The organism is Mycolicibacterium hippocampi, assembly GCF_010723735.1.
Lineage (GTDB): Bacteria > Actinomycetota > Actinomycetes > Mycobacteriales > Mycobacteriaceae > Mycobacterium > Mycobacterium hippocampi.
In genome coordinates this window covers 3,950,850-3,976,379 of record NZ_BLLB01000002.1, presented here as the reverse complement: position 1 = coordinate 3,976,379, position 25,530 = coordinate 3,950,850, and the positions used below count along the sequence as shown (strand labels likewise).

28 protein-coding genes and 1 pseudogene are annotated in these 25,530 nt (G+C 67.1%); 14 read left to right on the top strand and 15 right to left on the bottom strand.

The window, feature by feature from the left end; genetic code table 11:
* The first annotated feature begins 15 nt into the window (after positions 1–15).
* From G6N53_RS20210 to G6N53_RS20200, 3 genes are all read left to right on the top strand, one after another.
* Positions 16–840 (top strand): enoyl-CoA hydratase/isomerase family protein, encoded by an 825-nt coding sequence (locus G6N53_RS20210; protein ID WP_163891370.1) that lies wholly within the window; start codon positions 16–18, stop codon positions 838–840.
* A gap of 89 nt (positions 841–929) precedes the next feature.
* A complete protein-coding gene (locus G6N53_RS20205) occupies positions 930–1,208 on the top strand; it encodes a GlsB/YeaQ/YmgE family stress response membrane protein (protein WP_163891368.1) in 279 nt (92 codons plus the stop codon).
* 75 nt (positions 1,209–1,283) lie between these two features.
* Positions 1,284–2,147, top strand: a complete 864-nt coding sequence (locus G6N53_RS20200; protein WP_163891366.1) for an EamA family transporter — start codon at positions 1,284–1,286, stop codon at positions 2,145–2,147.
* A gap of 7 nt (positions 2,148–2,154) precedes the next feature.
* Here the strand turns inward: G6N53_RS20200 and phoU are convergent, their stop codons facing one another.
* The 3 genes from phoU to G6N53_RS20185 form a co-directional block, all read right to left on the bottom strand.
* Positions 2,155–2,820 carry a phosphate signaling complex protein PhoU gene (gene phoU, locus G6N53_RS20195; RefSeq protein WP_163891364.1) on the bottom strand — a complete coding sequence of 222 codons (666 nt, stop codon included), beginning with the start codon at positions 2,818–2,820 and terminating at the stop codon, positions 2,155–2,157.
* Between the two features lie 41 nt (positions 2,821–2,861).
* A complete protein-coding gene (locus G6N53_RS20190; RefSeq protein ID WP_163891362.1) occupies positions 2,862–4,190 on the bottom strand; it encodes a phosphoribosyltransferase in 1,329 nt (442 codons plus the stop codon).
* A gap of 103 nt (positions 4,191–4,293) precedes the next feature.
* The gene (locus tag G6N53_RS20185) at positions 4,294–5,028 is read right to left on the bottom strand and encodes a ZIP family metal transporter (protein WP_237166587.1); all 735 of its coding nucleotides are present in this window, start codon (positions 5,026–5,028) and stop codon (positions 4,294–4,296) included.
* A 270-nt stretch (positions 5,029–5,298) separates the two neighbouring features.
* Here G6N53_RS20185 and G6N53_RS20180 point away from each other — a divergent pair, with 270 nt between their 5' ends.
* Positions 5,299–5,682: a hypothetical protein gene (locus tag G6N53_RS20180; RefSeq protein WP_163891360.1), complete on the top strand. Its 384-nt coding sequence runs from the start codon at positions 5,299–5,301 to the stop codon at positions 5,680–5,682.
* 25 nt (positions 5,683–5,707) lie between these two features.
* On the opposite strand, the gene G6N53_RS20175 is transcribed toward G6N53_RS20180, so the two are convergent.
* From G6N53_RS20175 to G6N53_RS20160, 4 genes are all read right to left on the bottom strand, one after another.
* Positions 5,708–6,565, bottom strand: a complete 858-nt coding sequence (locus G6N53_RS20175) for an ABC transporter permease (protein ID WP_163891358.1) — start codon at positions 6,563–6,565, stop codon at positions 5,708–5,710.
* Positions 6,562–7,437, bottom strand: a complete 876-nt coding sequence (locus tag G6N53_RS20170; protein WP_163891355.1) for an ABC transporter permease — start codon at positions 7,435–7,437, stop codon at positions 6,562–6,564. Before G6N53_RS20170 ends, G6N53_RS20175 begins: the two co-directional genes overlap by 4 nt.
* 3 nt (positions 7,438–7,440) lie before the next feature.
* Positions 7,441–8,634: a polyamine ABC transporter substrate-binding protein gene (locus tag G6N53_RS20165; RefSeq protein WP_163891352.1), complete on the bottom strand. Its 1,194-nt coding sequence runs from the start codon at positions 8,632–8,634 to the stop codon at positions 7,441–7,443.
* Positions 8,635–8,703: 69 nt separating this feature from the next.
* Complete coding sequence (locus tag G6N53_RS20160) at positions 8,704–9,732, bottom strand: ABC transporter ATP-binding protein (RefSeq protein ID WP_237166586.1); 1,029 nt, start codon at positions 9,730–9,732, stop codon at positions 8,704–8,706.
* Positions 9,733–10,198: 466 nt separating this feature from the next.
* Between G6N53_RS20160 and G6N53_RS20155 the strand changes: the two genes are divergently transcribed.
* Positions 10,199–10,648 (top strand): type II toxin-antitoxin system Rv0910 family toxin, encoded by a 450-nt coding sequence (locus G6N53_RS20155; RefSeq protein WP_163891350.1) that lies wholly within the window; start codon positions 10,199–10,201, stop codon positions 10,646–10,648.
* Between the two features lie 2 nt (positions 10,649–10,650).
* Here the strand turns inward: G6N53_RS20155 and G6N53_RS20150 are convergent, their stop codons facing one another.
* Positions 10,651–12,126 (bottom strand): MFS transporter, encoded by a 1,476-nt coding sequence (locus G6N53_RS20150; protein WP_163891348.1) that lies wholly within the window; start codon positions 12,124–12,126, stop codon positions 10,651–10,653.
* 185 nt (positions 12,127–12,311) lie between these two features.
* Between G6N53_RS20150 and G6N53_RS20145 the strand changes: the two genes are divergently transcribed.
* From G6N53_RS20145 to G6N53_RS20130, 4 genes are all read left to right on the top strand, one after another.
* A complete protein-coding gene (locus G6N53_RS20145) occupies positions 12,312–12,794 on the top strand; it encodes a TspO/MBR family protein (protein ID WP_163891346.1) in 483 nt (160 codons plus the stop codon).
* A gap of 99 nt (positions 12,795–12,893) precedes the next feature.
* Positions 12,894–13,481, top strand: coding sequence for a TetR/AcrR family transcriptional regulator (locus tag G6N53_RS20140; RefSeq protein WP_163891344.1), 588 nt, complete (start codon positions 12,894–12,896; stop codon positions 13,479–13,481).
* A 28-nt stretch (positions 13,482–13,509) separates the two neighbouring features.
* Positions 13,510–14,214 (top strand): SDR family NAD(P)-dependent oxidoreductase, encoded by a 705-nt coding sequence (locus G6N53_RS20135; protein WP_163891342.1) that lies wholly within the window; start codon positions 13,510–13,512, stop codon positions 14,212–14,214.
* Positions 14,215–14,259: 45 nt separating this feature from the next.
* Positions 14,260–15,030 carry an acyl-CoA thioesterase domain-containing protein gene (locus G6N53_RS20130; RefSeq protein ID WP_163896124.1) on the top strand — a complete coding sequence of 257 codons (771 nt, stop codon included), beginning with the start codon at positions 14,260–14,262 and terminating at the stop codon, positions 15,028–15,030.
* On the opposite strand, the gene G6N53_RS20125 is transcribed toward G6N53_RS20130, so the two are convergent.
* Positions 15,031–15,345 carry a hypothetical protein gene (locus tag G6N53_RS20125; protein WP_163891340.1) on the bottom strand — a complete coding sequence of 105 codons (315 nt, stop codon included), beginning with the start codon at positions 15,343–15,345 and terminating at the stop codon, positions 15,031–15,033.
* An 83-nt stretch (positions 15,346–15,428) separates the two neighbouring features.
* On the opposite strand from G6N53_RS20125, the pseudogene G6N53_RS20120 reads away from it, so the two are divergent.
* A pseudogene (locus tag G6N53_RS20120) lies at positions 15,429–16,415 on the top strand (ankyrin repeat domain-containing protein); the annotation flags it as partial.
* Here G6N53_RS20120 and G6N53_RS20115 read toward each other — a convergent pair.
* From G6N53_RS20115 to G6N53_RS30300, 3 genes are read right to left on the bottom strand one after another with little or no spacing between them, the layout of a single operon-like run.
* On the bottom strand, positions 16,414–17,406 hold the full coding sequence (locus G6N53_RS20115; RefSeq protein WP_163891336.1) for an SIS domain-containing protein: 993 nt from the start codon (positions 17,404–17,406) through the stop codon (positions 16,414–16,416). The pseudogene G6N53_RS20120 and the gene G6N53_RS20115 overlap by 2 nt on opposite strands.
* The gene (locus G6N53_RS20110; protein ID WP_272870975.1) at positions 17,403–18,653 is read right to left on the bottom strand and encodes a glucosamine kinase; all 1,251 of its coding nucleotides are present in this window, start codon (positions 18,651–18,653) and stop codon (positions 17,403–17,405) included. The genes G6N53_RS20115 and G6N53_RS20110 overlap by 4 nt, the downstream gene beginning before the upstream one ends.
* Positions 18,601–19,344, bottom strand: a complete 744-nt coding sequence (locus G6N53_RS30300; protein WP_237166584.1) for a glycosyltransferase — start codon at positions 19,342–19,344, stop codon at positions 18,601–18,603. The genes G6N53_RS20110 and G6N53_RS30300 overlap by 53 nt, the downstream gene beginning before the upstream one ends.
* Positions 19,345–19,634: 290 nt before the next feature.
* Here G6N53_RS30300 and G6N53_RS30295 point away from each other — a divergent pair, with 290 nt between their 5' ends.
* Both G6N53_RS30295 and G6N53_RS20100 read left to right on the top strand, forming a co-directional pair.
* On the top strand, positions 19,635–19,790 hold the full coding sequence (locus G6N53_RS30295) for a hypothetical protein (protein WP_237166583.1): 156 nt from the start codon (positions 19,635–19,637) through the stop codon (positions 19,788–19,790).
* Between the two features lie 315 nt (positions 19,791–20,105).
* Positions 20,106–20,930: an alpha/beta fold hydrolase gene (locus G6N53_RS20100; protein ID WP_163891331.1), complete on the top strand. Its 825-nt coding sequence runs from the start codon at positions 20,106–20,108 to the stop codon at positions 20,928–20,930.
* Between the two features lie 11 nt (positions 20,931–20,941).
* On the opposite strand, the gene G6N53_RS20095 is transcribed toward G6N53_RS20100, so the two are convergent.
* A complete protein-coding gene (locus G6N53_RS20095; protein WP_163896122.1) occupies positions 20,942–21,349 on the bottom strand; it encodes a nuclear transport factor 2 family protein in 408 nt (135 codons plus the stop codon).
* Between the two features lie 235 nt (positions 21,350–21,584).
* On the opposite strand from G6N53_RS20095, the gene G6N53_RS20090 reads away from it, so the two are divergent.
* Together G6N53_RS20090 and G6N53_RS20085 are read left to right on the top strand one after the other, a co-directional pair.
* Positions 21,585–22,067 carry a DoxX family protein gene (locus G6N53_RS20090; RefSeq protein ID WP_163891329.1) on the top strand — a complete coding sequence of 161 codons (483 nt, stop codon included), beginning with the start codon at positions 21,585–21,587 and terminating at the stop codon, positions 22,065–22,067.
* A 153-nt stretch (positions 22,068–22,220) separates the two neighbouring features.
* Positions 22,221–23,621 carry a hypothetical protein gene (locus tag G6N53_RS20085; protein ID WP_163891327.1) on the top strand — a complete coding sequence of 467 codons (1,401 nt, stop codon included), beginning with the start codon at positions 22,221–22,223 and terminating at the stop codon, positions 23,619–23,621.
* 14 nt (positions 23,622–23,635) lie between these two features.
* On the opposite strand, the gene G6N53_RS20080 is transcribed toward G6N53_RS20085, so the two are convergent.
* Positions 23,636–24,055, bottom strand: a complete 420-nt coding sequence (locus G6N53_RS20080) for a hypothetical protein (protein ID WP_163891325.1) — start codon at positions 24,053–24,055, stop codon at positions 23,636–23,638.
* Positions 24,056–24,126: 71 nt separating this feature from the next.
* Entirely contained in the window at positions 24,127–25,485 is a 1,359-nt protein-coding gene (mgtE, locus tag G6N53_RS20075; RefSeq protein WP_163891323.1) for a magnesium transporter, read from the bottom strand.
* Positions 25,486–25,530: the final 45 nt, after the last annotated feature.

Below are 25,530 nucleotides of genomic sequence, written 5' to 3'. Positions count from 1 at the left end.
CGCTAAGTTCGCGGAATGAGTGACCTGACCGTCGCCGTCGCCGGTGGCGTGGCGCTGTTGACCCTGAACAGGCCGGAGCGGCGCAACGCCTACACCACGGCGATGGGCGCCCAGCTCAGCCGTGCCTACCGGGAGTGCGACGCTGCAGACGACGTCCGCGCGATCGTGCTGACCGGCGCGGGGGATGCGTTCTGCGCGGGCGCCGACTTCGCTGCGGCGACCAACCCGTTCGACGCCGAATCCGCGGTCGGCAGTTTCACGGCGTCACCCATCGACCCCGCTGCGTTCGAACTGCGGAAACCCGTGCTTGCCGCCATCAACGGCCACGCCATCGGGATCGGGTTGACGATCTCGCTCCAGGCCGACCTCCGGATCATGGCGACCGACGCCAAATATGCTGTCGCGCAGGTGCGTCGCGGTGTATTGCCGGACTGCATGGCGCACTGGACGCTGCCACATCTGGTCGGCGGTGCGGTCGCCGCCGACCTGCTGCTGACCGGGCGGACGTTCGACGGAGCGGAAGCCGCGGCGATGGGCATCGCCACCCGCACGCTGCCCGCGGCCGAAGTTCTCGACCACACGATGTCGATCGCCCGCGACATCGCCGTCAACGTCGCGCCGATGTCGGTGGCGCTGACCAAGCGGTTGCTCTGGGACACGATGACCAAGGGCTACGGCCCCCGCGAGGTGGCGGCGCTGGAGACCGAGATGCACCGGCGGGTGATGGGGACCGCCGATGCGCGCGAAGGGGTGGCTGCGTTCCTGCAGCGGCGTGAGCCCCGGTGGACGTCGTCGGTGTCGCGGGACTGGCCGTCGGTGCCCGACCCACGCCAGGACTGAGCGGTCGCCGGAGATTGGGGCCGGCGATAACGGGTAGAGCGGACTCAGGCAGTGGGAACTCCGCTGGCGCGACCCGTGAGGAGTACGAGATGCTTTGGACGATCCTCGGAGCCATCGTCGTCGGGCTGATTGTGGGAGGTCTCGCCCGACTGATCATGCCCGGAAAGCAGAACATCGGGGTCATCATGACCGTGGCCCTCGGCGCGCTCGGGTCGTTTCTGGGCTCGTGGGTGACCTATCAACTCGGGTACTCCAACGAGAACGGCGGTTTCGAGATCATCCCGTTCCTGGTCGGCGTCATCATCGCGATCGTGTTGATCGCGATCTACCTCGGTGTCACCGGACGGCGGAGCACCGCCGCTCGCTAGCACGGCCGCCGCCTCCGGGGTGCCTCCGGCGAAAACGCGTGGACCTGAGCAGTCGGCGTCCCGTTCAATGCAGGGGTGAGCACCGAGCAGGCCCGCACCGGCGCGTTCATGGCGGTAGGCGCCATGGTCTGTCTGCAGATGGGGCTGGCGGTGGCCGTATCGCTGATCGACGACATCGGCGTCGAAGGCGCGGCATGGCTGCGACTCGCATGGGCGGGGATCCTGCTGCTGGTCATCGTCCGGCCGCGCCGGTCGGCCTTCACCCGCAACAGCTTCCTGACGTGTGTCCTGCTCGGCGTCGTCACGGCGGCGATCACGTTGCTGTTCATGGCGGCCCTGGATCGCATCCCGCTCGGCACCGCCAGCGCGCTGGAATTCCTGGGACCGCTGGGCGTGGCCATCGCACGTGGCCACGGTCGCGCCCGCACGGTGTGGCCGGGTCTGGCAGCGGTGGGCGTCGTGCTGCTCACTGAGCCGTGGAGCGGGGCGGTCGACCCCGTCGGTGCCGGGTACGCGCTCGCCGCAGCCGCCTGCTGGGCCGGGTATATCGTGCTCACCCAGCGGGTCGGGGACGAGGTCGCCGGGATCAGCGGCCTGGCGGTGTCGATGCCCGTCGCCGGATTGGTGGCGACCCTCGCCGTTGGTCCCGCGGTCTTCGACCGGATGACGCCGCAGATCCTGCTGATCGGAGTCGGGCTCGCCATACTGTTGCCGGTGGTGCCGTTCACATTGGAGATGCTGGCTCTTCGCCGGCTCACCACCGCGGCGTTCGGCACCCTGATGAGCTTGGAACCGGCGCTGGCAATGCTGGTCGGACTGCTTGTGCTCGAACAGGTTCCGAGCGCCCTGGCTGTGGCCGGCATCCTCTTCGTGGTGACAGCAGGCGCGGGAGCGGCACGCACCGGAGCCCGCGCCACGGTGCCACTCGAGGTGGCCTGACACGCTTCTAGTAGGTCCCGATTCCCTGCTCGGGCGGCAGCGTGCCGGTCGCCTCGAAGACCACCCGCCTGCCGATCTCCACGGCATGGTCGGCGAAGCGCTCGTAGAAGCGCCCGAGCAACGCGAGATCGACTGCTGCACCGGCGCCGTGCCTCCATCCGGGATCCAACAGCGCAGCGAGCAGGTGCTCGTGCAGCTCATCCATGGCGTCGTCCTGCTCGCGCAGTCGGGCTGCCTTGTCCGGGTCGCCCGAGGCCACCACCGTCCTCGCGTCGTTCGCCAATTCGACGGCGATCCGGCCCATCTCGGCGCACTGGTCCGCGATGTCCGCAGGCAACACGTGCTGCGGATGTCGCTGACGGACGATCTTGGCGACGTGCACGGCCAGGGCGCCCATCCGCTCGACCTCACCGATGCACTGTAGGTGGCTGACGATGCTGCGAAGGTCGCCTGCGACCGGCTGTTGGAGGGCCAGCAACGAAATGGCCCGCTCCTCGGCGGTGGTGCTCAGTGCCGTGACCCTGCCGTAGTCGCTGATGACCTGCTCCGCCAGCTCGAGGTCAGCGTCGAGCAGTGCCCGGGTCGCGTGACCGATGAGGGTCGCGGCCAAATCGCACAACTGCGTCAGTGAGGTGCCCAGTTCGGCCAGCTCTTGGTGGTATTCAGTTCGCATTCGCCTTGCCTCTTCGAGTGTTTCGCGGCAGAACGGCGTCGTTACGGCCGCACGACGACGCGGCTCAGGTGGTCGACGAACCACTCACACGCCAGCTTCGCCACCTGTTCGAGCGTGCCCGGTTCTTCGAACAGGTGCGTGGCGCGGGGAACCACGCTGAGTTTGCACTTGCCGGGTATTGCCGCCTGCGCCTGTCGGTTCAGTTCGAAGACCACATCGTCCTGCCCGCCCACGATCAGCAAGGTGGGAACCGAGACCTTCATCAGCGAGCGACCGGCGAGGTCGGGCCTGCCACCGCGGGAGACGACCGCGCCGACCTTCGTGCGGGGATCGGCAGCCGCGACCAGCGCCGCCCCCGCCCCGGTGCTCGCACCGAAGTAGCCGACCGGGAGGGACGCTGTGGCCGGCCGGCCCGCCAGCCAGAATGTGACGTCAACCAGGCGTCGGGCCAGTAATTCGATGTCGAAGACGTTGGCCCGGTGACGTTCCTCCTCGGGTGTGAGCAGATCGAACAACAGAGTGGCAAGCCCAGCCTCGTTCAATACCTCAGCGACATAACGATTTCGAGGGCTGTGCCGGCTGCTCCCGCTGCCGTGTGCGAAGACGACGACACCCGAAGGATTCTCGGGGACGGTCAGATGTCCTGCCAACATCACCGGCCCTGCAGCCACCTCGACTTCTTCGTCCCACATCGGTGGGTCCTCGGCCCCGGTGCCCGCGGGTTTCGGCATGCCACTCCGCGCTCGGTCGAGCAGTGCGACCACCTCGTCGTCGGAGGTCTGCGTGAAGTGGCGGTATCCCTGCCCGACGGCGGAGAAGTACGTGGGCGTTCGCAGGCAGATCACCTCGTCGGCGTATCCGGCGAACCGCTCGGCGAGATCGTCAGGTCCGATCGGTACCGCCAACACGACCCTGTTCGCGCCGTGAGCGCGGGCGACCTGGCATGCCGCTTTGGCGGTCGCACCGGTGGCGATACCGTCGTCGACGATGACGGCGATCCGCCCTGTCAACGGAATCCGGCTGCGCCCGGCGCGGAAGCGTTCCACACGGCGCCGTAGTTCGGCCCGCTGCTTGCGTTCGACGGCATCCATCGCGTCGCCGTCGAGGTGCGCCTCGTGGACCACGCGGTCGTTGAGCACCCGCACCCCGTCCTCACCGATGGCGCCGAAGGCGAGTTCGGGCTGGAAGGGGACGCCGAGCTTGCGCACCATGAGCACGTCGAGTGGGGCGTGCAGCGATTGGGCGACCTGAAAGCCCACCGGCACGCCGCCCCGCGGCAGGCCGAGGACCACGATGTCCTGGCCGCGTAGGGGATCGAGACGCTGTGCCAGTTGGCGTCCAGCGTCCATCCGATCGTCAAATGGCCTCATCAATTGAGTGTTCCCCAAAGGAACGACGCACCGGAATGGAACTAAGTCCTTGAGCCGATTGACCACAGTCCCGAACCGCGTCCCCGCCCGGGGAATCCACCTCTCACGCCAGCACAGCGATCACCCAGAGCACCAGGAGTCCGATTGCGAAGCTGAGTGTCTGCACGATCTTGTGCTTGGCGATCGGCGACGTGCTGATCTCCGGCAGTAGATCGGTGAGTGCGATGTAGATGAAGTTCCCGGCGGCGAACGGCACCAGAACGGCGACGTCGACATGGCCGGCAAACCCGTATGCGAGCAGCCCTCCCGCAGGAAATGTCAGTGCTGACAGGACGTTGTAGAGCAACGCCTGCCGAGTGTTCCAGCCGCTGTGCACGAGGATTCCGAAGTCACCGAGTTCCTGCGGAATCTCGTGGGCCGCCGCCACCAACCATGTGACGATGCCGAGGCGAAAGTCGACGACGAATGCGCTCCCGACCGCCATGCCGCCGATCAGGTTGTGGAGTCCGTCGGCGGCGAGGATGAGGTAGCCCAGGGGGCGGTGCTCACGGATCGGACGATGGCAGTGGTGCCAGTGCAAGAACTGTTCGAGTACATGAAATGAGAACAACCCGGCGGCGACCCACGCAAAGACCGACAGGTGGTTCCCGATGGTCGAAATCGATTCGGGCAGCATGTGAAAGAGCGCGCCGCCCAGCAGCGCACCAGCCGCCAGACCCACCAAAGGCATCACGATGCGCGAAAACAACCGGTCCGGTATGAGCAGGGCGGTGCTGCCCACGAGGGCCAGCGTGCTCATGGCCAAGCCCGCCAACAGGATCCAGCCCAACGTGGACACGGTCCGACCCTATCGGCACCGTTCCGGACCGGCGGAGGATTGTGGTCGCCGGGGTCGGATTCTGCCTGCCGACAGGGCACTTGTGCCCACTGTCTGGGGACCAAGGTCTGCTTGGGCATCGGGAGCCTGGAACTGGCCGAGTTGCTGATGTGGATCGAGGACGCCTTCGCGACCTCGCCGTCGACGGGCGAGAGGTGACCTTCGACTCCTGACGCGGGCCCGTCTGGTCAGTACCGTTCGAGAGGTTCGACCCGGAATGCGGAGGAAGCCATGAGGCATCAGAACGCCACCACACCGACTGAACGCCGGGCTGCAGCCCTGGAGGCGCTGGACGCGCTCGGCGCTGAACGAGACCACCGCGCTCTGTTGCGGGTGCGTTGTGGCCGAAGCCACCATGTCGCAGCTGTTTTCAGTACATCCGCCGGAGCGGTGTTCGAATCACGTGTCGGCCCGCACGCACACGGAGACCGGGATTTCGTCGACGCTGCGCACCACGCGAGCAGACACGGCTCGCGCTACGTCGACGTCCTGGATGCGGGACGCTACGCTGACGATCTGGTACCGGCTGCCTGCGAATGCGGCATGCATGAACTGTCCCGGGCCGAGATGCAACACGAGATCGCGGCCAACCATCGCACGATGCTGCTGAAGTAAGCTCCGTCGTTCAGGTCGGCACCGGTCAGCCGGCGAACCTCTTGCGCCGGTACAACGTGCCCACCGCCAATAGCAGCAGGCTGACCAACAGGATCGCGGTGGCCAGCACGTTGATCTGCGGCGGCACCGCCGCTTTGACCGCCGCGTTGACGTAGAGGGGGTAGGTCACGGTCGAGCCGCTGACAAAATAGGTGATGATGAAGTCGTCCAGCGACAACGCGAACGACAGCATCGCCGCCGCGACGATACCGGGCACGATCAGCGGCAGCGTCACCTTGAAGAACGTCCGGGCCGGGCCGGCGCCCAGATCCAGCGAGGCGTCCTCGAGGGTCCAGTCGAAGCCACGGACCCGGGCACGCACGGTCATCGCGATGAAACTGACCTCGAAGGCGATGTGCGCGATCAGGATCGTGGTGTAGCCGGCCGGCCAGCTGAGATCGAGGAACAGGGTCAGCAGCGCCGCACCCATCACCACCTCGGGGGCCGTCAGCGGCAGGATCAGGAAGGTGTCGACCGCTCGCTGTCCGCGCCAGCGCTGGCGGACCAGCGCCACCGCCACCAACGTCCCCAGCACCAGGGCCACCGCGGTGGACACCGCGGCGACGTTGAGGCTCAGTTTCAGTGCGTCGGTCAGGGGCGGGTACTTGAACGGGTCCGCCCAGTTGTCCAGCGTGAAGCCTTCCCAGCTGTAGTTGAATCTGCCGACGGGCTTGTTGAACGAGAACAAGATGATCACGAAGATCGGCAGGAACAGATACAACAGCACCAACCCGGCAACGATGCGCAGCAGCACGTCACCCCAATTGCGTCGTGACTTCAGCTTTTTCGGGCGGGGGTCCTGCTGTGCGGCGGTGGCGACCGCGGCGCCTGCCTGTGTCGTCATACCAGGTCCTCCGTGCCGAGCGCCCTGGCGTAGAGCAGCACCCCGACGAGGATCGTGACCATCAACCCGAGGCTGAGCGCGGCAGCGGCAGGGTAGTCCTTGACGACGAGGAACTGTTTCTGGATGACATTGCCGATCATCGTCGTCTGGGTACTCCCGAGATAGTCGGCGTTGATGAAATCGCCGACCGACGGGATGAACACCAGCATGCTGCCCGCGAGCACCCCCGGCATCGACAGCGGCAGGATCACCTTGCGGAAACTCCGTGGCGTCGACGAGTAGAGGTCCTTGGACGCCTCGAGCAGCCGTGGATCGATCTTCTCGAGGCTGACGTACAACGGCAGGATCATGAAGATGATCCAGTTGTAGGTCAGACCACCGATGACCGCCCAGCTCGTGGACAGCAGGCGCCCTTCGTCAGGAAGCAGGCCGATGGTGCCCAGCGCGGTGACGAGCCAGCCGTCATCGGCCAGGATCGTCTTCCAGGCGAGCGTGCGGATCAGGAACGTCACGAAGAACGGCAGGATGACAAGGCCGAGGATCAGGTTCTTGAAGCGACCCGCCTTGAATGCGATGACGTATGCCAGCGGGAACGCCAGCACCAGGCACAGCAGGGTGGCCGCGAACGCGTAGCCGAAGGACCGGAAGATCTGCTCGCGGTACTCGGTGAACGCGTCGCCGAAGTTGCCGATGTCCCAGGCGAACGTCAGCGTCGGCATGAACACCGATCCGCCGGTCTCCGACAACGATGTGCGCGCCAGCGAGAAGAAAGGCACCACGAAGAAAATGCCGAGGTACGCGAGCGCCGGCAGGACCATCAGGTACGGGGCGATCTTGCTCCGCTGCCGACTGCTGGTGGCGACACCGGCCATGTGTCAGCCGCCGGTGACGGCGGCGTACGCGGTGTTGTACTCCTGCGTCTGCTCGTCGGTCAACGCCGCCCAGCCCTTCGACTTCGCCAGCACGTCCTCGGGGGGGTTGATCAGCGGGTTGCGGGCGGACTCCGGATCGATCTTCTCCAGTTCCTCGGTCATGCCCGAGAGCACCGGCACGTATTGGACGTAGGAGACCAATTTGGCGTAGTTGGCCCGGTCGTAGACGTAGTTGATCCACGCCTCGGCGGCCTTCTGGTTCTGTGTGGTGTAGGGGATGACCATCGTGTCGACGAACGTGGTCGCGCCCGTTTCGGGGACGATGAACTGCAGATCGGGGTTGTCCGCCTGCAGCTGTACCACATCGCCCGAATACGCTTGTGCGACAGCGATGTTGCCGGCCGCCAGATCGTCGGCGTAGTCGTTGCCGGTGAACCTGCGGATCTGGCCCTGGTCGTTCTGTTCGCGAACCAGGTCGATGGCCTGCTGCACGCTCTCGGTGGTCGGGTTCTCCGGGGTGTTCCCCTGCGAGAGCATGATCATCCCGAGACCGTCCTGCGCGTCGGAGAACAGGCTGACCCGGCCCCGGAACGCGGGATCCCACAGGTCGTCGATCGTCGAGATGTCGCGGCCGGTGGCGGCGCGGTTGTAGGCGAGCCCGACGAGCCCGGACATGTATGGCGCGCTGAACTGACGACCCGGGTCGACGCTGGCCTCCAGCAGGTCGGGGCGGATGTTCTTCTTGTTGGGCACGCCCTCGTCGCTGATGTCGTTGAGCCAGCCCAGTTGGTGCAGCCGCACCGCCAGGAACGTGGTCGGGATCGCCAGGTCGGCGCCGATGTCCTGCTTTCGCGACAACGGCTCCCGGTTCTTGGCGAACCACTGTTCGTTGTCGTTGAAGTCTTCCTTGTAGTCGACGGTGATCCCCGACGCCGTCTGGAAGTCGGCGATGAACCCGTCGGCCATGTACAACGGCCAGTTCGAGATGCGCAGCGTGCCGCTGGCGGGACCGCCGTCGTCGGTGGGGGCGCTGGAGGTGCCGCTGTCTGATCCGCAGGCAGTCAGAAAAGACGAGCCGAGGGTCAGCGCGGTCGCGGCCGCGGCCCCACCGCCGATGAAACGCCGTCGAGAGGTCCGGCTCGCGGTCAGCCGGGCGAGCAGCGCAGGATCGGCAGGGAAGGGAAGATCACGGGACATGGCAGCTGTGCCTTTCGTCGGCTCCGATGGGGGGACGGGTCACGCCGGACGGGCCGGCGGGGGAAAGCATCAGGAGTCGTCGAGCATCTCCTCGAGATCCTCGGTGGTCGGGATGTCGGCGCCGGGCAGCACCAGTGAGGCGTCCGGAGCCCAGCACACATAGACCTCGTCGCCCGGACGCAGTAGCGGCAGATCCTGTTCCGGCCCGACGTGGGCGATGACCTCCGAGTCGTCCGGTGCCGACAGCAACAGCCGCACCACCGGCCCCTGGAAGGTCAGGTCGCGCACCGTGGCCCGCACACCGGCCACATCGCCGGTCGGGGCGTCGATCGACACCCGCACCCGCTCCGGGCGGACCATCAACGCTGCGTGGCCGCCGGGCTCGATGGTGGTGTCACCCGGACGGGCCTTCAGCGTTGAGCCGAGGACCTCGACCTCCACGAACTCGCGGTTGGAGCGCCCTGTCTGGCGCCCGGACCAGAGGTTGGCCTGGCCAATGAAGCTCGCGACGAACACAGTGGAGGGCCGGTCGTAGATCTCGGTCGGGGTGCCGATCTGGTCGACGTTGCCGGCGTTCATCACCGCGATCCGGTCGCTCATCGTGAGCGCTTCCTCTTGGTCGTGCGTCACGTAGACGAACGTGATCCCGACCTCGCGCTGGATGCGCTTGAGCTCGAACTGCATGGCGTGGCGCAACTTGAGGTCCAGCGCGCCGAGCGGTTCGTCGAGCAGCAGCGCGCTGGGGTAGTTGACCAGAGCACGAGCCAGGGCGACTCGCTGCTGCTGGCCGCCGGACAGTTGGGCGGGTTTGCGCTCCGCGAAATCGCTCAGGCGCACGATCTCGAGGAGTTCGTCGACGCGCTTGCGAACCTCTTGCTTGTCTTTTTTGGCACTGCGCGGCCCATAGGCGACGTTGTCCCACACGGTCATGTGCGGGAAGAGCGCGTAGTGCTGGAACACCGTGTTGACGTTGCGCTTGTTCGGCGGGGTTCGGGAGACATCCGCGCCCTCGAGCCGGATGGCGCCCTCGGTCGGCGTCTCGAAGCCCGCGATCATCCGCAGCGTCGTGGTCTTGCCGCATCCCGAGGGTCCGAGCATGGAGAAGAACTCCCCGGACGCGATCGAGAAGTCCGCGTCGGCAACCGCGACGTAGTCGTCGAAGCGTTTGGTGACATGGTCGATCTCGATGACGGGACCGCCCTTGGCGCGGGTGGCCTCCGTTCCCGCCGTGTGGTCTACAGCGGTGGTGTGTGTGCCGGTCAGCGCAGGTCCTCCTCAGGTGCAGCCGCAGGGGCTGTCGATAAACCTTCGCGGATCGGACGGACCTTCGCAAGCGATTCCGCAACGAATTTACAAAAACACAATGGAATCCCTCGCTGCTTCGGGCAGATCGCACGAGAATCCGCGATATGCGCGCACGGCGCTGTCGCCGGAGCGGGGGTCCGCCGGCACAGTGATCGTGATCGCTTCAGTGTCGCAGCCGACGGGCTCGCCACGCGCCGGAATCCGGCGCCCGGTCCGCTAGCCGTTTACCTGGGTCATCGTGTGGGGTAGTGAATAGTGCATGGCTTCAGTCGACGTGGCGGTTTCTTCCGAACTCACTCCCGAACGCGCGTGGGAGCTCGCCTCGGATCTCGGGCGCTTCGGCGAATGGTTGACCATTTTCGGCGGTTGGAAGAGCGAGGTTCCCGCAGTCATCGACGTCGACACCCAGGTCTCGTCGCTGATCAAGGTCAAGGGGTTCCGCAACGTCATCCACTGGCGCGTCACCAGGTATGACGAACCCAAGGGGATCGAACTGCTCGGCAACGGCCGCGGTGGTGTCCGCATCACGCTGACGATGCAGGTCGAACCGGGCGGCCGGGACGACCCGGGCGGTGTCGACGGGTCGACGTTCCGGGTTATCGCCGAGCTGTCCGGCGGACTGCTGAACACGCCCGTCGGCGGGGTGGTCGCCAGGGTCATCAAGGGGGACGTGCGCCGGTCGGTCTGCAACCTGGCCGAGCTGCGCTAACGTCACCCCCACTCGTGGTTCATCGCACGCGATTCGTAGCGGGCTTCCGGCGATTCGACGCTGGGTGACCGCTGTCGCGACAACGCGATCAGCACCATCGCCAGTGCGGCGGTGATGGCTCCGCAGACGAAGATGGCGACGAAGCTGCTCTCCATCGGGGTCCCCGTCAGGGTCGTCCGGCTCAGCAGGACCGCGACAAGGGCGGCGGCGGTGGAGCTGCCGACTGTGCGGGCGATTGCGTTCATGCTGGTGGCAACCCCGGTCTCGCCGGCTGCGACCTCGCCGACCACCAGTGCGGGCAGTGCCCCGTAGCCAAGGCTGATGTAGGCGTTGGCCAGGATGTTCGCGATGATCACCTGCCACGGTGACGTGTGCGCGAACGCGATGAACAGAAAGCCGGTGATCCCCGCCATCGCGGCGACCACCAGAACCGGTCGGGCGCCGAACCGGTCGATGAAGCGGCCGCTCAACAACGCGACCACGAACCCGGTGACCGCACCGGGAAGCAGATAGATCACGCTCGCCTCGAGCACCGTGGCACCGAATCCGTAGCCCGCCACCTCCCGCGGGATCTGCACGAACTGGGTGAGGCCCAGGAATGCGAAATACAGGCCCATGCCGACGAAGATGGTCGCGAGGTTGGTGAACAGCATCGTGCGCCGCGACAGCATCCGGGTCGAGACCAGTGGCCGTGCGGTGCGTTTCTCCCACACCCACCACCCGACGAGTACGACGACCCCACCGACCGCGCTGAGGACCGTGCGCGGCGAGGCCCACCCCCACGAGGTTCCCTGGGTGATCGCCAGCAGCAGTGCCGACAATCCCGCTGCCAGGCCCAGCGCACCCAGCCAGTCGATCGTGCCGGTGGTGCTGCGCGGCCGGTCCGGGACTACGGCCACCACGATCACCACGACGAGCACCGTGAACGCCGTGGTGAGCCAGAAGACGCGGTGGTACCCCGGGTCACCGCTCATCAGCAAGCCCACCACCACCAGGCCGGTGCCGCCGCCGAATCCCAGCGTGCCGGACAGCACCGCCATCGCCGATCCCATCCTGTCGTGCCTGATCTCTTCGCGCAGGATCGCGATGCTGATCGGGTACAGCGCAAACGAGGCCGCTTGCAGCACCCGGGCCAGGATCAGCAGCGGAAGCGATGTGGTGGTGGCGGCCAGCAGGGAACCGGCCAGCACGACAGCCAGCACGATGAGCAGCACCCGCTTCTTGCGGTGCAGGTCGGCCAGGCGCCCGATCAGCGGGGTCGCGGCGACGGCCGCCAGCAGGTTGGCCGTCACCACCCAGCTGACCGCCACCGTCGACGCGCCCAGCTGCTCGGCGATCACCCCGAGCACCGGGACCACTGCGGTCTGCAGCACCGCCACGGTGAGCACCACCACGCTCAGGCCGACGACCAGGAACCGCGGCGCCTTGATCGGCGGGTCGACCGGGCGGCCGGACGTGCCGGTGCCCGTCTCGTGCACGTCCGCTCCGATCGTTAGTTCATCTTGGTTTCGCTGTTGATTATCACGGCTGACCGAGAGGTGCCGACAACCGGCCGAGGGGTAGCCGCGGGGTCACCAGTTCACCCGGGGTTCGTGATGCCGTGGCGCGGGTAATGATCGTCATGCCACCGCCCGTGGCGTCCCGCCTGCAGGAAGGACTCTCCATGCGCCCGTTGACCCTCGCAAAGACCGCCGGGGCGGCATTCGCCGCAGCCGGCCTCGGAGCCCTGGCCACCACACCTGCGGTCCAGTCGCCGTGGTACGACCGGCTGAAGAAGCCCGGTTTCCAGCCGCCCCGACTGGCCTTTCCCGTCGCGTGGAACATTCTCTACAGCGACATCGCCGTCGTGTCCGCCTCGACGATCGACACGTTGAACGACCGCGGGGAAACCGAGCAGGCGCGGGCGTACACCCGGGCGTTGGCTGCCAATCTGGCGCTCAACGCCGGCTGGAGCTGGATCTTCTTCAATCGCAAGCGGCTGGGTGCGGCTGCGGTGGGTGCAGGTCTGCTGACCGCCAGCAGTGTGGACCTGGTGCGCCGGGCGGCCGCGGTGAACGCCCCTGCCGGTGCGGCGCTGACCGCGTATCCCGTGTGGTGCGCGTTTGCGACGGTCCTGTCGACGCGGATATGGCAGCTGAACCGCTGAGGACCAGCGAGGTGACCCCCTCGGACGGACCCGGTTGCTTTACGATCGGCTAGTCGGGTACTTTACGTTCGTAAAGGAAATCGACGACGGGAGCGGGCCGTGGACACCATCGCGGCGCAGGCGCACCCGGCGTCGGACACCCGTGCCCGGCTGATCGACGTCGCCGTCAGCCTTTTCACCCGGCACAGCTACGCCGGCACCTCCCTGCAGATGATCGCCGACCACCTCGGGTTCACCAAAGCAGCGATCTACCACCACTTCCGGACTCGTGAGCAGCTGTTGCTCGCGGTACTCGAGCCTGTGATGGAGGAACTGGCGGAAGTGATCGACGCTGCGGAGGCCAAACGTTCGGTGTCCGCCAGAGCGGATCGGATGCTGACCGGATACGCAGCGCTGGCGGTGCGGAACCGGGGTCTGGTGGGGGTGCTCGCCGCCGACCCCAGCGTCGCGGAGGCACTCGATGCGCACCGTGACTGGACGCAGTTGATCACACGCCAGCTATCTCTTCTCTCCGATGTCGATCCCGGGCCGGCAGGCAGGGTCAAGGCGGCGATGGTGTTCGCGGGCCTGGCGGCCGCGGCGGGTCCGCTGTCGGCCGAGCTGAGCGACGACGAACTGCAGTCCTACCTCGTCGACGCAGCGCGACGAACGCTGGGTCTACGCATCCGGCGGCCGCGCCACGCATGAGAAGTGGTTACCCAGAGAGGAAATCGGCATGAAGACTGCAGTGGTCACCGGGGGCGGCTCGGGCATCGGGCGGGCGGTGGTGCAGCGGCTGCGGGCCGACGGTCACCACGTCGCGACCATCGACCTCAGCCCGTCCGACGACGAATACGCCCATGTCGCTGACGTGACCGACCGCGCTCAGGTGGATGCTGCGTTGAGCGCGATCCGTGCGCAATCGGGCGACCCGGTGTCCATCCTGGTGAACGCCGCGGGCCTGGACGGGTTCAAGAAGTTCACCGACATCACCTTCGCCGAATGGCAGCGCGTGGTCGATGTGAACCTCAACGGGGTGTTCCACTGCATCCAGGCGGCACTGCCGGACATGATCTCCGCGGGCTGGGGCCGGATCGTCAACATCTCGTCGTCGAGCACCCACTCGGGGACGCCCTACATGACGCATTACGTGGCCGCCAAGTCCGCGGTCAACGGGCTGACCAAGTCTCTCGCGCTGGAGTACGGCCCGGCCGGCATCACCGTCAACGCCGTTCCGCCCGGCTTCATCGACACCCCGATGCTGCGCGGTGCGCAGGCGCGCGGTCTACTTGGAGATGTGCAGGCAACCATCGACGCCACGCCGGTGCGGCGGATGGGCCGCCCCGAGGACATCGCAGCAGCCTGCGCATTTCTGATCTCGGAAGAGGCCGGTTACATCACCGGCCAGATCCTCGGGGTCAATGGCGGCAGGAACACCTGAGTGGCGGCGGAGCCGGCACATTTCATGCAGGTCGACGGCGGGTTCATGCCCACCCGATTCGCGCAGAGCCACTGGGGTGACGACCACCTCAACGGTCCGGCGATCGTCGGTTTGGTAGCCCGCGGTCTCGAGATCAGTTGCGGATCAACGGAGTTGCGACCGGCTCGATTGACGGTGGACCTGTTCCGCGCGGCGCGGAACGTGCTCACGACCTTGGACATCACGATCGTTCGCGACGGCCGTAGGGTCCGGGCGGCGGAGTGTGACGTCGTGCAGAACGGGCGCGTCACGGCCAGGGCGACGTTGGTGCAGTACCGGCCGTCGACCGCGCCGCCGGGAAAGCTGTGGAAGTCGGCGACCAGCTTTCCGGAGCCACCGCCGACCGACGGCACCGTTCTGCCGTTCGTGGGTAGCGACGATGCCGGATGGACCCGCTCGCCGGGCGAGCATCAGAACGACTCACGAAAGCGCTTCTACAACGACGGCATCAGTGTTGTCACGGGGCAGAGCAACTCACCGTTCGTCCGGGCGGCGATGGTCGCAGAGGCGACCAGCCTGGTGACCAACCTCGGAAGCGCCGGCGTCGGATACATCAACGGTGACCTGACCGTGGCGCTCTCGCGTCTTCCTGTCGACGACTGGATCGGCATCCAGGCTGACTCGCACCACGCCGCCGAAGGCATCGCTGTCGGCACTGCCACGCTGTTCGACAGCCTGGGCGCGTTCGGCGCGGGAACGACGACCGCGATCGCGAACCCGGACGCTCAGATCGACTTCTCGACAACGGAATTCCGCTCCGGAATCAACTACGAGTAGCTACACGCAACCGCTCACGCTGATGCGCCGCCCGAAGTCGGCGCACACGGTGACATCTGGTGGCGGCGGTGGCGGCGGCGGTGGCGGGGGAGGCGCCGCGGTGTCGTAGTCCTGCGGCAGTGGGACGTACTCGGAAGGTGGCGGGACCCACGGCGCGATGGCGTCGGCAATGCTGCCGCACGCGTTCACCGAGACGTGGCGACCCCCGACCGAGCCGCACACGTCGGCCGAGGCCTCGGGTGGTTGCGGCACCGCGTACAGGCCCATGGTCACCAGGCAGAGCCCGACCGGTCCGACGACGCGCATCACCCACACGCCCCGGATCGTACCGCGCCAGCACTGTTGATCCGGTGGATGTCGGCAGACGTACACTCGTTGCGGTCACGAAGGGGGCTGCCATGACCAGCACGCTGCCCGACAATGCCTCGCTGGGTCCCTTGTGCGACGAGGTGCGCACCCTGCACCGGCAGGTGAGCGAGGGAGACGTCGCCGGGAAAGGGTTCGTCCGCAGGCACCATCCGGGTCCGGACCTCGCACTGGCGGCGCGATCCGGCCCGTTCACATTGGATGACGCAGAGTTGACGGTCGCACGGAGCTACGGCTTCTCCGATTGGGCATCCGTCGTCCACTATCTGGGGATCGTCGCCGACCTCGCCGTCGACCCGAGCCGAGTAGACACGGACGCCCTTGCCGCGCCGGACCGGTTCTGTGCGCTTTCGGTGCTGGGCTACACCGACGCCGACGCGCCGCCGCGGCGGGCTGCCGCAGCCGAGATGGCCGCCGCTGACCCGGACCTCGTCGCACAGCACGTGTGGGCTGCCGCTGCAGCCGCGGATCCGTTGGCGCTCAGCGCCCATCTGGCCGGCCGGCGTGACCTGGCGACGATCACGGGCGGGCCGTACGACTGGGTGCCGCTGATGTACCTGTGCTACTCCCGTGTCGAACTCGGCCGTACCCGAAGTCAAGTCCTCGCTGCGGCAACGCTGTTGCTGCAGGCTGGTGCCGATCCCAATGCCGGGTACCTGTGGCGTGGGATGTCGACGCCGTTCACCGCCCTCACCGGAGCGTTCGGGGAAGGCGAGCTGGGGCCCCGCCGCCAGCCGCGCCACCCCTACGCGCCGGAACTGGCCACGCTGCTGCTCGAGTGGGGCGCCCACCCGGTCGACCAACAGGCGCTCTACAACCGGATGTTCCGCCCCGACGACTCGCACCTGAAGTTGCTGTTCGGCCACGGACTGGCAGACGCCGGGCCCAGCCCGTGGGAGCTCCGGCTCGGCGAGGCCATTCCGACCCGGGAACAGATGTGGCACACCCAGATCACCTGGGCGGCTGAGCACGGCTACTCCCGACGACTCGCTCTGCTGGCGCGCCACGGAATCGTCGCTACTGCACACCCGTCTCCGCCCTGACGTCTGCGCCGTGCTGCCATGCCCTCGCCGCGATGAGTTCAGGAACCAGGGTCTCAGCGAGAAGTGCGACGTCGTCGTTGTCGTCACCCGGATAACGAACGGTGTACCGCGCGCCCGGCACCTCGCCGCCCACCCCGACGACCGTGCTGCCGCGGGAGATGGTCCATTCGGCCAGCTGTTGCTCCCACGGGGAGCCGGAGAACACCAGCAGCCGATAGTCGGTCGTTTTGGTCAAGTAGACGTCGACGTGGCTCCAATCGCCGGTCTCACAGCCGACTGCCGCGCGTCGCGGGCCCTCCCGCAGCATCAACGCGCCCTGCTGAGCCGAACACAGTCGCTCGGCCGGCGCGGCGAGGTGACTGCCGGCCGGCCCGAGCAGCAGTTCGGTGACTACGGGGCACCAGTCGGTTTCGGTGTCGAGGAGGTGGGTGCTGGCCGTTGCCGCCGCATCCACCGCGGCTGCCAGCGCGACGGTGTCGGCCCCGGTGAGGTGGCATTGCAGCGCCATCAGCAATGCCAGTGTGTGCTGGTAACTGCGGCACGCGACCCCGCCGACCTCCGGATCCGCGTCCATGGTGACCACGGCGTGGCAGCGCGCCGCGATGTCGGAGCGGGCAGTGTTGGTCAGCGCGACGGTAGGCACCGAGTCCGGCAGTCGGCCGAGAGCGTCGAGCGTCTCGACCGAGCCTCCGCTGGCCGAGATCGCCACCACCAGCGTCCGCGGCCCCCACGCGGGCACCAACCGCGACGAGGCCAGCTCCGCCGCGGCGACGATGCCGCCGGCACGCATCCGGGCGGCAGCCACACCGCTGGCATAGGCCGAAGACCCCATGCCCAGCAGCACCACTCGGTCGACGTCGTCGGGCACCACCGAGGACCAGGGATTACCCGCGGCCAACGATGCGGCGAGCCGGTGGAGCATTTCCGGTTTGCGACGCAGGTCAGCGATGAAACCGTCGGGCCTCACAGCTCGGTCCGCTCATCGAGGAGGGCGGGCAGCGCCGCATCGGGCACGTACATCCACCGGTCGAGATGGTTTGCGGCATAAATCATCTCACGTATCACCTGCTGTATCCGGAAGGCCCGCAGAGGGCGGGGGTCGTAGAGTCGGGCATGACCCAGCTCGGCGAGGCGTCGTCGGTAGGCGGCGAGGAAGACCTCACGTGCGTGCCGGTCCACCTTGCCCAGGTCGCCGGGATCGAGGGAGGTGTACTTGGACGCGACGATCGCGACATGCGCCAGCGACTGGATCATCCCGGCTACGTCGAGCACCGCAGGGATCGGCAGGGCGCGCTGTGAGGCGGGCAGCACCGGGTTGCCGTCGAAGTCGGTCACGACGAACCGTCCTGCACCGTGCAGCACCTGCCCGACGTGAAGGTCCCCGTGGCCTTCGAGCACCGCAGTGCCGGCGAGGGTACCGAGCGTCTCGAGTTCGGTGACGATTTGCGCGCGGGCGGATCTCAGCAGCCTACAACTCGCGGAATCTCCGATTTCACAAGCAGTCTCGAGTAGTTCCAGGGCATCGTCACGCCAGCGCGTGGTGTCCCTCTCGGATGCCAGGGACGCGGTAGGTGCCAATGCAGCGTGCAGTTCGGCAACAAGCGTACCGACTTCTGCAATGGCGGCCGCGAGGTATTCGCTGTCGCGGTGAGCGGATGCAGCGGTCACGATGTCGACCGCCCAGGTCCAGCCGTCCACTGCGCCGGGCAGGAATTCGTCGGCGTAGGCCACGAGCGTTTCGGCAGCGCCCGGTGGCTGCCAGGTCACCAGTCCCCAGGGAGCGGGCATCCCGGTGAAACCGGCATCGCGCAGCGCATTGATCCGCGCCATGGCGGGGTGCGGCCCCTGCTGCAGGTGGGTCGCCCATTTGACGACGGCGGTGGCGCCGACGATCACCGACTCGTTGGTCTGGTCGACGCCGATGGCCTGTTCGCCCACGGCAGTCAGGTCGGTCCACGATCGCACGGCGAAACGTCCTGTCCGCCGGGAGACCGTCACCTCGGCGATCAGGTCGAGCAGCGCCTCGGCGGCACCGTCACCGGGGTGGGCGCGCTGCAGCACCCCATCACCATCGAGCGCCATCGGAACCGCTGACAGCGTGTTGTTTTCGGTCACCACCGCTAGTCGGTGGTGGGGACCGAGGTCGAGCGTGTCCAGGATCTCAGTCAATCGACGCCCGGTGTTGGCGACCGACCTTCTCGATGACGTCGGCACCGACCCGTAACCCGTCGCGTGCGCGGATAACCGCGCCGAGGTCGGTGAGCCGCTCCCGGAGTGCGACGTCAGCGAGCAGGCGATCCACGGCTGCCGTCAACTCCTCGTCGGCGAAGGCATAGGTGTCCAGCCGCACCCCGAACCCGAGTTCGTGGATGCGCTGGGCGTTCTCGTACTGATCCCAGAACAGCGGGAGCACGATCAGCGGCTTGCCGAAGTGCAAGCTCTCGGTGACGGTGTTGTTGCCGCCGTGCGAGATCACCAGATCCACCTGTGGGATGACGTTGGTCTGAGGCAGCATCTGGGCGCCCACCATGTTGGCAGCCAACGTTATTCGACCCGCCTGCGGTCCCTTGCTCACGATGAAGCGGTGCCTGGTGGTGCCGAGCACGTCGACCAGACGCTGCATGAGATCGACGTCGGCGCCACCGAGCGAGCCCAGGGACAGGTAGACGAGCGCACTGTCGCGTGGCCGATTCGCGAATTCGGTGGGCAGTACGTACTGCTCGTCGATCTCGCGCACACTGGAGTCCAACCGGACCCAGCTGGCATCCAGCGGCCGTGCGTCGAGGTAGTCCGCTTCGGCGGGATAGACGTAGAGGTTGGCGGCGTTGGCACGGGGCATGAACTCGAGTTCGGGCAGAGCGTCGGCACCCTGCGCTCGGACCCATGCGTCGAAGTCGGCCCACATGGTCCGGTTGGAGCGGTCGAACTCGGCGCGGTAGGCGTCCCAGCCGCTGCGGTCGGAGCTGGGCAGCCCGGAGAACGGCGGGGCACATCCGGCCCGGGAATCTCCAGTGGGCTGCAGGAGACGATCCGAACGAACGGCGCTCCTGAGGTCACCAGTGCCGGGAAGAGCACGACGTTGTCTTCGACGATGACATCGGGGCGGTGCCTGGTGACGATCTCGCGTAACCGTGGCTCGCAGTACTTCGCCCCATCGATGAGGGCCTGATATGTCGGCTGGATGAACGTCGACAATTGCTCGATCGTCGGCTTGCGGAACTCCGGCGCGGTCTCGGCGATGAAGTCGGTCCAGAATTTGCCGGGATCTTCGTCTTCGGCACCGGCGACCGGTTCTGCCAGATCAACGAGTTCCTCGACGAATCCGAGCGGCGCGATCTTTCCTGCCCATGAGCTCTCGGCGGCGAAGACGATGGTGTGGCCGCGCTCGCGCAGAACGGCGGCAAGGCCGATGCATTGGTTGGTCGGTCCGTAGGCCGACTCCGGCCAGAACATGATCGTCAACGGTGCCCGCGAAGCCATAGCACGAACGTACAAGGACGCCGGGGTTGCCGACAGGTGAGCAGTGATGGTGCCACCGAAAACAACGTCCGGAAATCGCTGCCGTCCATCGCGTACGGCGCGCGCGAGCACGCGCAGAGCGGGTAACATCCAGCCCGAGAAGCGATCCCGGATAGCGGCGGTTGCCCCGGAGCGAGAAGAGCCACGATGCCCACAGTGACCACCGACGATGGTGTGGAGATCTTCTACAAGGATTGGGGTTCGGGTCAGCCGATCGTCTTCAGCCACGGGTGGCCGCTGTCATCTGACGACTGGGACGCCCAGCTGATGTTCTTCCTCGACAAGGGCTACCGGGTGGTGGCCCACGACCGGCGCGGTCACGGCCGTTCCACCCAGGTCGCCGACGGCCACGACATGGATCACTACGCCGATGATCTCGCCGCTGTGGTCAGGCATCTGGAGTTGCGAGATGCGGTGCACGTCGGACACTCCACCGGGGGCGGAGAGGTGGTTCGATTCCTGGCCCGCCACGGGGAGGGGCGCGCCGCCAAGGCCGTGCTGATCGCCGCGGTGCCCCCGCTGATGGTGCAGACCGACGCCAACCCGGGCGGGCTGCCCAAGGCGGTGTTCGACGACTTCCAGACCCAGGTGGCCACCAACCGCTCCGGGTTCTACCGCGCGGTTCCCGAAGGCCCGTTCTACGGCTTCAACCGGGACGGCGTCGAACCCGTCGAAGCGCTCATCGCCAACTGGTGGCGCCAGGGCATGATGGGTGGCGCCAAGGCACACTACGACGGCGTCGTGGCGTTCTCCCAGACGGATTTCACCGCGGATCTGAAGAGAATTCAGCTACCGGTGCTGGTCATGCACGGCGACGACGACCAGGTGGTTCCGTATGACGATTCCGGGCCGCTGTCCGCGCAGTTGCTGCCCAACGGAACCCTGAAGACCTACAACGGGTTTCCGCACGGAATGCCCACCACTCATGCCGATGTGATCAACCGCGACATTCTGGAGTTCATCAGGTCCTGAGACCGCCGGCGTCAGCGCGCGCGCTGGTCGGCTTCGAGGGCCTCGCGCTGAATTCGTTCGAACTGGGCGCCCATCGCCTCGGCCAGCACCGTCGCCCCTGACAGTGGGCGCACCATCACCATGAAGTCGTCGATCAGTCCGGCGTCGTCGACATGGAGGAAATCGCACCCGGAGATATGCTTGCCGGCCACCGTCGCCTCGAACACCAGGGCGTGGTCGCGGCCATTGCTGTCGGTGATCTCGCGGACATAGCGGAAGTCCTCGAGCACCCGCATCACGGCGCGCAGGATCGCCGCGGTCATGGGCTTTCCCGGGTAGGGCTTGAAGGCAACCGGACTGGTGAACACGACATCATCGGCCAACAAGGCTTCGATGGCGGCTTCGTCGCGAGCTTCGACGGCCTTGCGGAACGGATGCATCACACACCTCATGTCTGGTCCTGCGCGGCCGAGGTCGCCGCACGTCGTCACACGGTATCGCTCTTGTCCGGACGCGGAGCCCAACGCCCGACGCTCATCCACCCCAGGACTGTGCTGGTCGGCGGTGGCTCCCCCCCAGAATGCTTGCCAGGTGGGGCGTTAGGGGTTTGCGGGTCCGCCGTGACATCACGGACGTAGCCCCCCGCCCGGCGACCGATTGCCATAGCGTAGCGGCATGGCACGCATCCCGAGCGCCCCGACAACGGGCATCTATGCATCCGTCGGATTGTTCGTGTTCCGAGTGGTGGCAGGGTTTCTGTTCGCGCTGCACGGAACGGTGAAGCTCTTCGGCTGGCCGCCGGGAGTTGGCAGCACGGCGCAGTTCGGGGCGTGGCCCTCGTGGTGGGCCGGACTCATCGAGGTGGTCGCAGGATTGTTGGTGATGTCCGGATTATTCACTCGTGCAGCAGCATTCATCGCTTCCGGCACGATGGCGGTGGCATACTTCTGGCGGCACCAACCCGACGGGCTGCTGCCCATCCAGAACGGTGGGGAGTCGGCGGTGCTGTACTGCTTCGCGTTCCTGCTGCTGGCCCTTGCCGGCGGGGGAGCGTGGGCACTCGACAATCTGCTCGGACGGCGCAGCGCCTCCGCAGACGAGCCCCAGGACTCCGGACGGGGCCTCGAGAACGCCGGGACCTCGAGCACGCCGGCGTAGCCAGGCGTTGACGAATCCTTTGCTGTGCGCGCCAGAATCATGTGGGTTTCCGGATTGTTCCTGCTGATGGGTCGCGCATGCGACAATTGTGGTTCTGCTACGCAGCCAGGATGGCGACCAGGATCCAGTTCGGGGTGAGGGAAGGTTTCACTGATGCGGCGCTTACGCGGCGCGACCGGCGCGCTTGTGCTCTCGACCGCGCTCCTCATGGGGGGCGCGGGCGGTGCCGTGGCTGCGGCGGACACCGGCGATACCACCACCCGTACCGGACAGGATCGAACCAGCTCGTCGGAATCCTCCGGCACCGGCAGTCGTGAATCGGCCAGGACCACCTTGCGCGATGTCGTGCGCAGCGCCACGAGCGCTGTCGAGTCCCACCGCGATCGCGTCTTCGGGTCTGCCCGGGGTGCCGATCGCGTCAAGACCCGAGACACAGAAGCCGACGACGAAGCCGCGACGGCCACCGAGGAGGGCGCGGAATCGGCGCCCGTCGTCGAGGACGTCCTCGACGACATGGTCGCGGACGAGGTCGCGGTCGCGGACGAGGCCGAGCCTGTCGAGGAGAAACCGGCCGACGAGACCGCTGCGGCAACCCCGGATCGGGCAGAGCCCGCTTCCGACGATGCGGCGGACGTGGCGGCCGGGTCGCCGGCACCCGAGACCGATGACTCCGGTGGCGCGCAATCTGCTGCGCCGACGGAGGACAGCTCACCGGAAACTACCGGTTCCGATTCGGCGTCCCCGTACGGATCGGCCGAAGAGCAGGAGACGGCGGCGGCCGAACCCAGGCCGCTGATCCGCGTGTTCACGACGATGACGACAGTCGTGGTGTCTCTGGGCAGCGCTGCTGCCGCGGTGCCCCCGGTGGTCTTCTCGCTGCCCTTCTCCGAGACGCCGATCTCGGATGTCATCGCGCTGCTGGAGACCGTCATGGCCTCTGTGTCGGAGTCCGCGACCGCCGTCAGGCAGTTGCCCTCTGACCTCGCCGCCGACCTCGCCGCGATGCTCGGTGTCGAGGTCATCGGCACCAATCCCGGGATGATCGGCGGGCCTCACGAGAGTCGCCTCGAGATCCTGCCCGAGGCCGTCACCCCGGTCCCCGACACGACGGTGCCGTCGCCGATGACGCTGCCGATGACCGCAGAGCTGCTGTTCGGCGACCTGAGCGAGCCGTCGAGATCGGGAGCGTTGACGTCTTCGGCCTTCAGTGCTTTCGCGGCCTCACCGGAGACCGCGCCGTCGCCTCTCGCCGCGCGGATGGGTGAACACCAGTCGTTCATCGATCGCGCGTTCGGCGCACTGCTGGTGCCACTGTCCCTGTGGGCACTGGCCACCGGTGCGCTTCCCGGGCTCGCCGGTCTGGTCGTGATGTTCGGCGCCGGCATCCGCGTCGGATACCGGAACGCCAAGGCAGGCTTTGCGATGCGGGTATCGGGCATCGCGCGCTTCGCGGGTACCGGGCCGCTGGGTGTGGTCCGGTCGGGCTCGCTCATCGCGCTGCACAGAGGGGCAGGAAGGGCCGATACCCAACGCGCCCTCCGCTCGGCTGCCTGAGCCGACGATATGTCCTAGGACATGCCCTGGGACTTTTTCGGGCTGGAACGACCTCGGGCGGGTCGACTCTTCTGCGCCGCATCCGAACCACGGGTAGCCAGCCGTCCCAGCGTGGAGACTCCGGGAACGGACGACACGGCGGTGTAGACGTCGTTTCCGGTGGCGACCAGGGCCTCCAGCTGAGGCAGTAGAGCATCCATGGTCCGGATCATCGGATCGGCGAGGGCGAGGTAGCGCTCCGCCCGGTCGATCGCGATGTTGAGCCGCTCGGTGGCGGTGACCAGATTCTCGATGAGGTCGGGAAGCTCGGCAGCAAGTTGTATCGACGCGGGTGGGATCCGCATGGCCCCCGAGGCAACCGCCTGTGCGGTCCCGGCGGCCGCCTGTGCCGCGGCCTTGATGTCCTGTGGGCTCGGAACCTTCTGGCTCGCCATGGCGTCAACCATGCCGCACGCCGCGGGTCCGGTGGGTCGGTTGCCGCGAATTTTCCCGTGGTGGATGGATATCAGATGCCGAGCACGGCCTTGGCGATGAGGAAGTAGATCAGCAGGCCGGTTGCGTCGACGAACGTCGTGATGAACGGATTGGAGAACACCGCGGGGTCGGCGCGGATCGTCCGCGCCAGCAGCGGCATCACGCCGCCCACCGTGGCCGCCATCGTGCAGACACTGAGCAGCGTCAGACCGATCACGGTGCCGAGCTGACGGTCGTAGATCATGCTGGTGGCGGCGAACGCGACCGCTCCGAGGAGCAATCCGAGCGACAGACCCACCCGGAACTCCCGAAACAGCACCTTGAACAGATCTGACGGTTCGACGTCGCCGAGAGCCAGCCCGCGGGTCACCGTGGTGGCGGCCTGATTGCCCGTGTTGCCGCCGGTGCCGATCAACAGCGGGACGAACAGGGCCAGCGCCACCACCTGGGACAGGGTGTGCTCGAAGACCTCCAGGACCTGGACGGTCAACGTGGCGCCGATGGCCAGAACCAGCAGCCACACCACCCGCGACCGGACCAGGCTGCCGACCGGCGCGGTGAGGTACGGCCGCCGCAGAGGTTCCACGCCGCTGATGCGGGCCTGATCCTCCGACTCGGCGTCCTCCAGGATCTGCAGCGCATCGTCCACGGTCAGGATCCCGATGAGGCGGTTCTCGTTGTCCACCACGGGCAGCGCCAACACCTTGAGGTCGGCGCAGTGGCGCGCGGCGGCTTCGGCATCGTCGGAGGCACGCACCCAGTGCGCCTGGTGCATCACCTCGGCGACGGTCGTGCCGGGCGGCGCGTTCAGCAGGTCCCGCAGCCCGGCGGTGCCGATGAGCTTTCGGTGCTCGTCGGCGACCGGAAGCGTGTAGACGGTCTCGGCGTCGTCGAGGTGGCGTGTCACCCGCACCAGTGCCTCGGCTGTGGTCAGTTCGGGTCGAAGCGCCACGAACTCCGGGCTCATCCGGCGGCCGATCGACCTCAGCGGGTAACCGAGGATGCCGGCCGTCTTCTCGCGTTCCTCCGGCGGCAGTCCTTTGAGGAGTCGGCGCGCGACGGTGGCCGGAAGCTCGTCGAGCAGCTCCACCCGGTCGTCGGGGTCCAAATCGGCGAACAGCGCTGCGACGGTGTCGTCCTGCAAAGCCCCGACCAGATCACGCTGCAGGCTCGCATCCAACCTCTCGAACACCTCGAGGGCCTGGCCCTTGGGCAGCATCCGGTACAGCACAGCCTGGTGTTCGCTGTCGGATCGCTCGATCAGGTTCACCACATCGGCTGATGACAGCGTCTTGACCAGCTCGGTCAATGCGGACACCTCACCGTCGTCGATGGCGCGATCCACTGCCCGGCTGACCGCTTCGCGCAGTTGTGCGTCGGCTTCATTCACCGCGTACGGTCCTGACGTGGGGTGGGCGGGCCCAGCGTGGCTGCC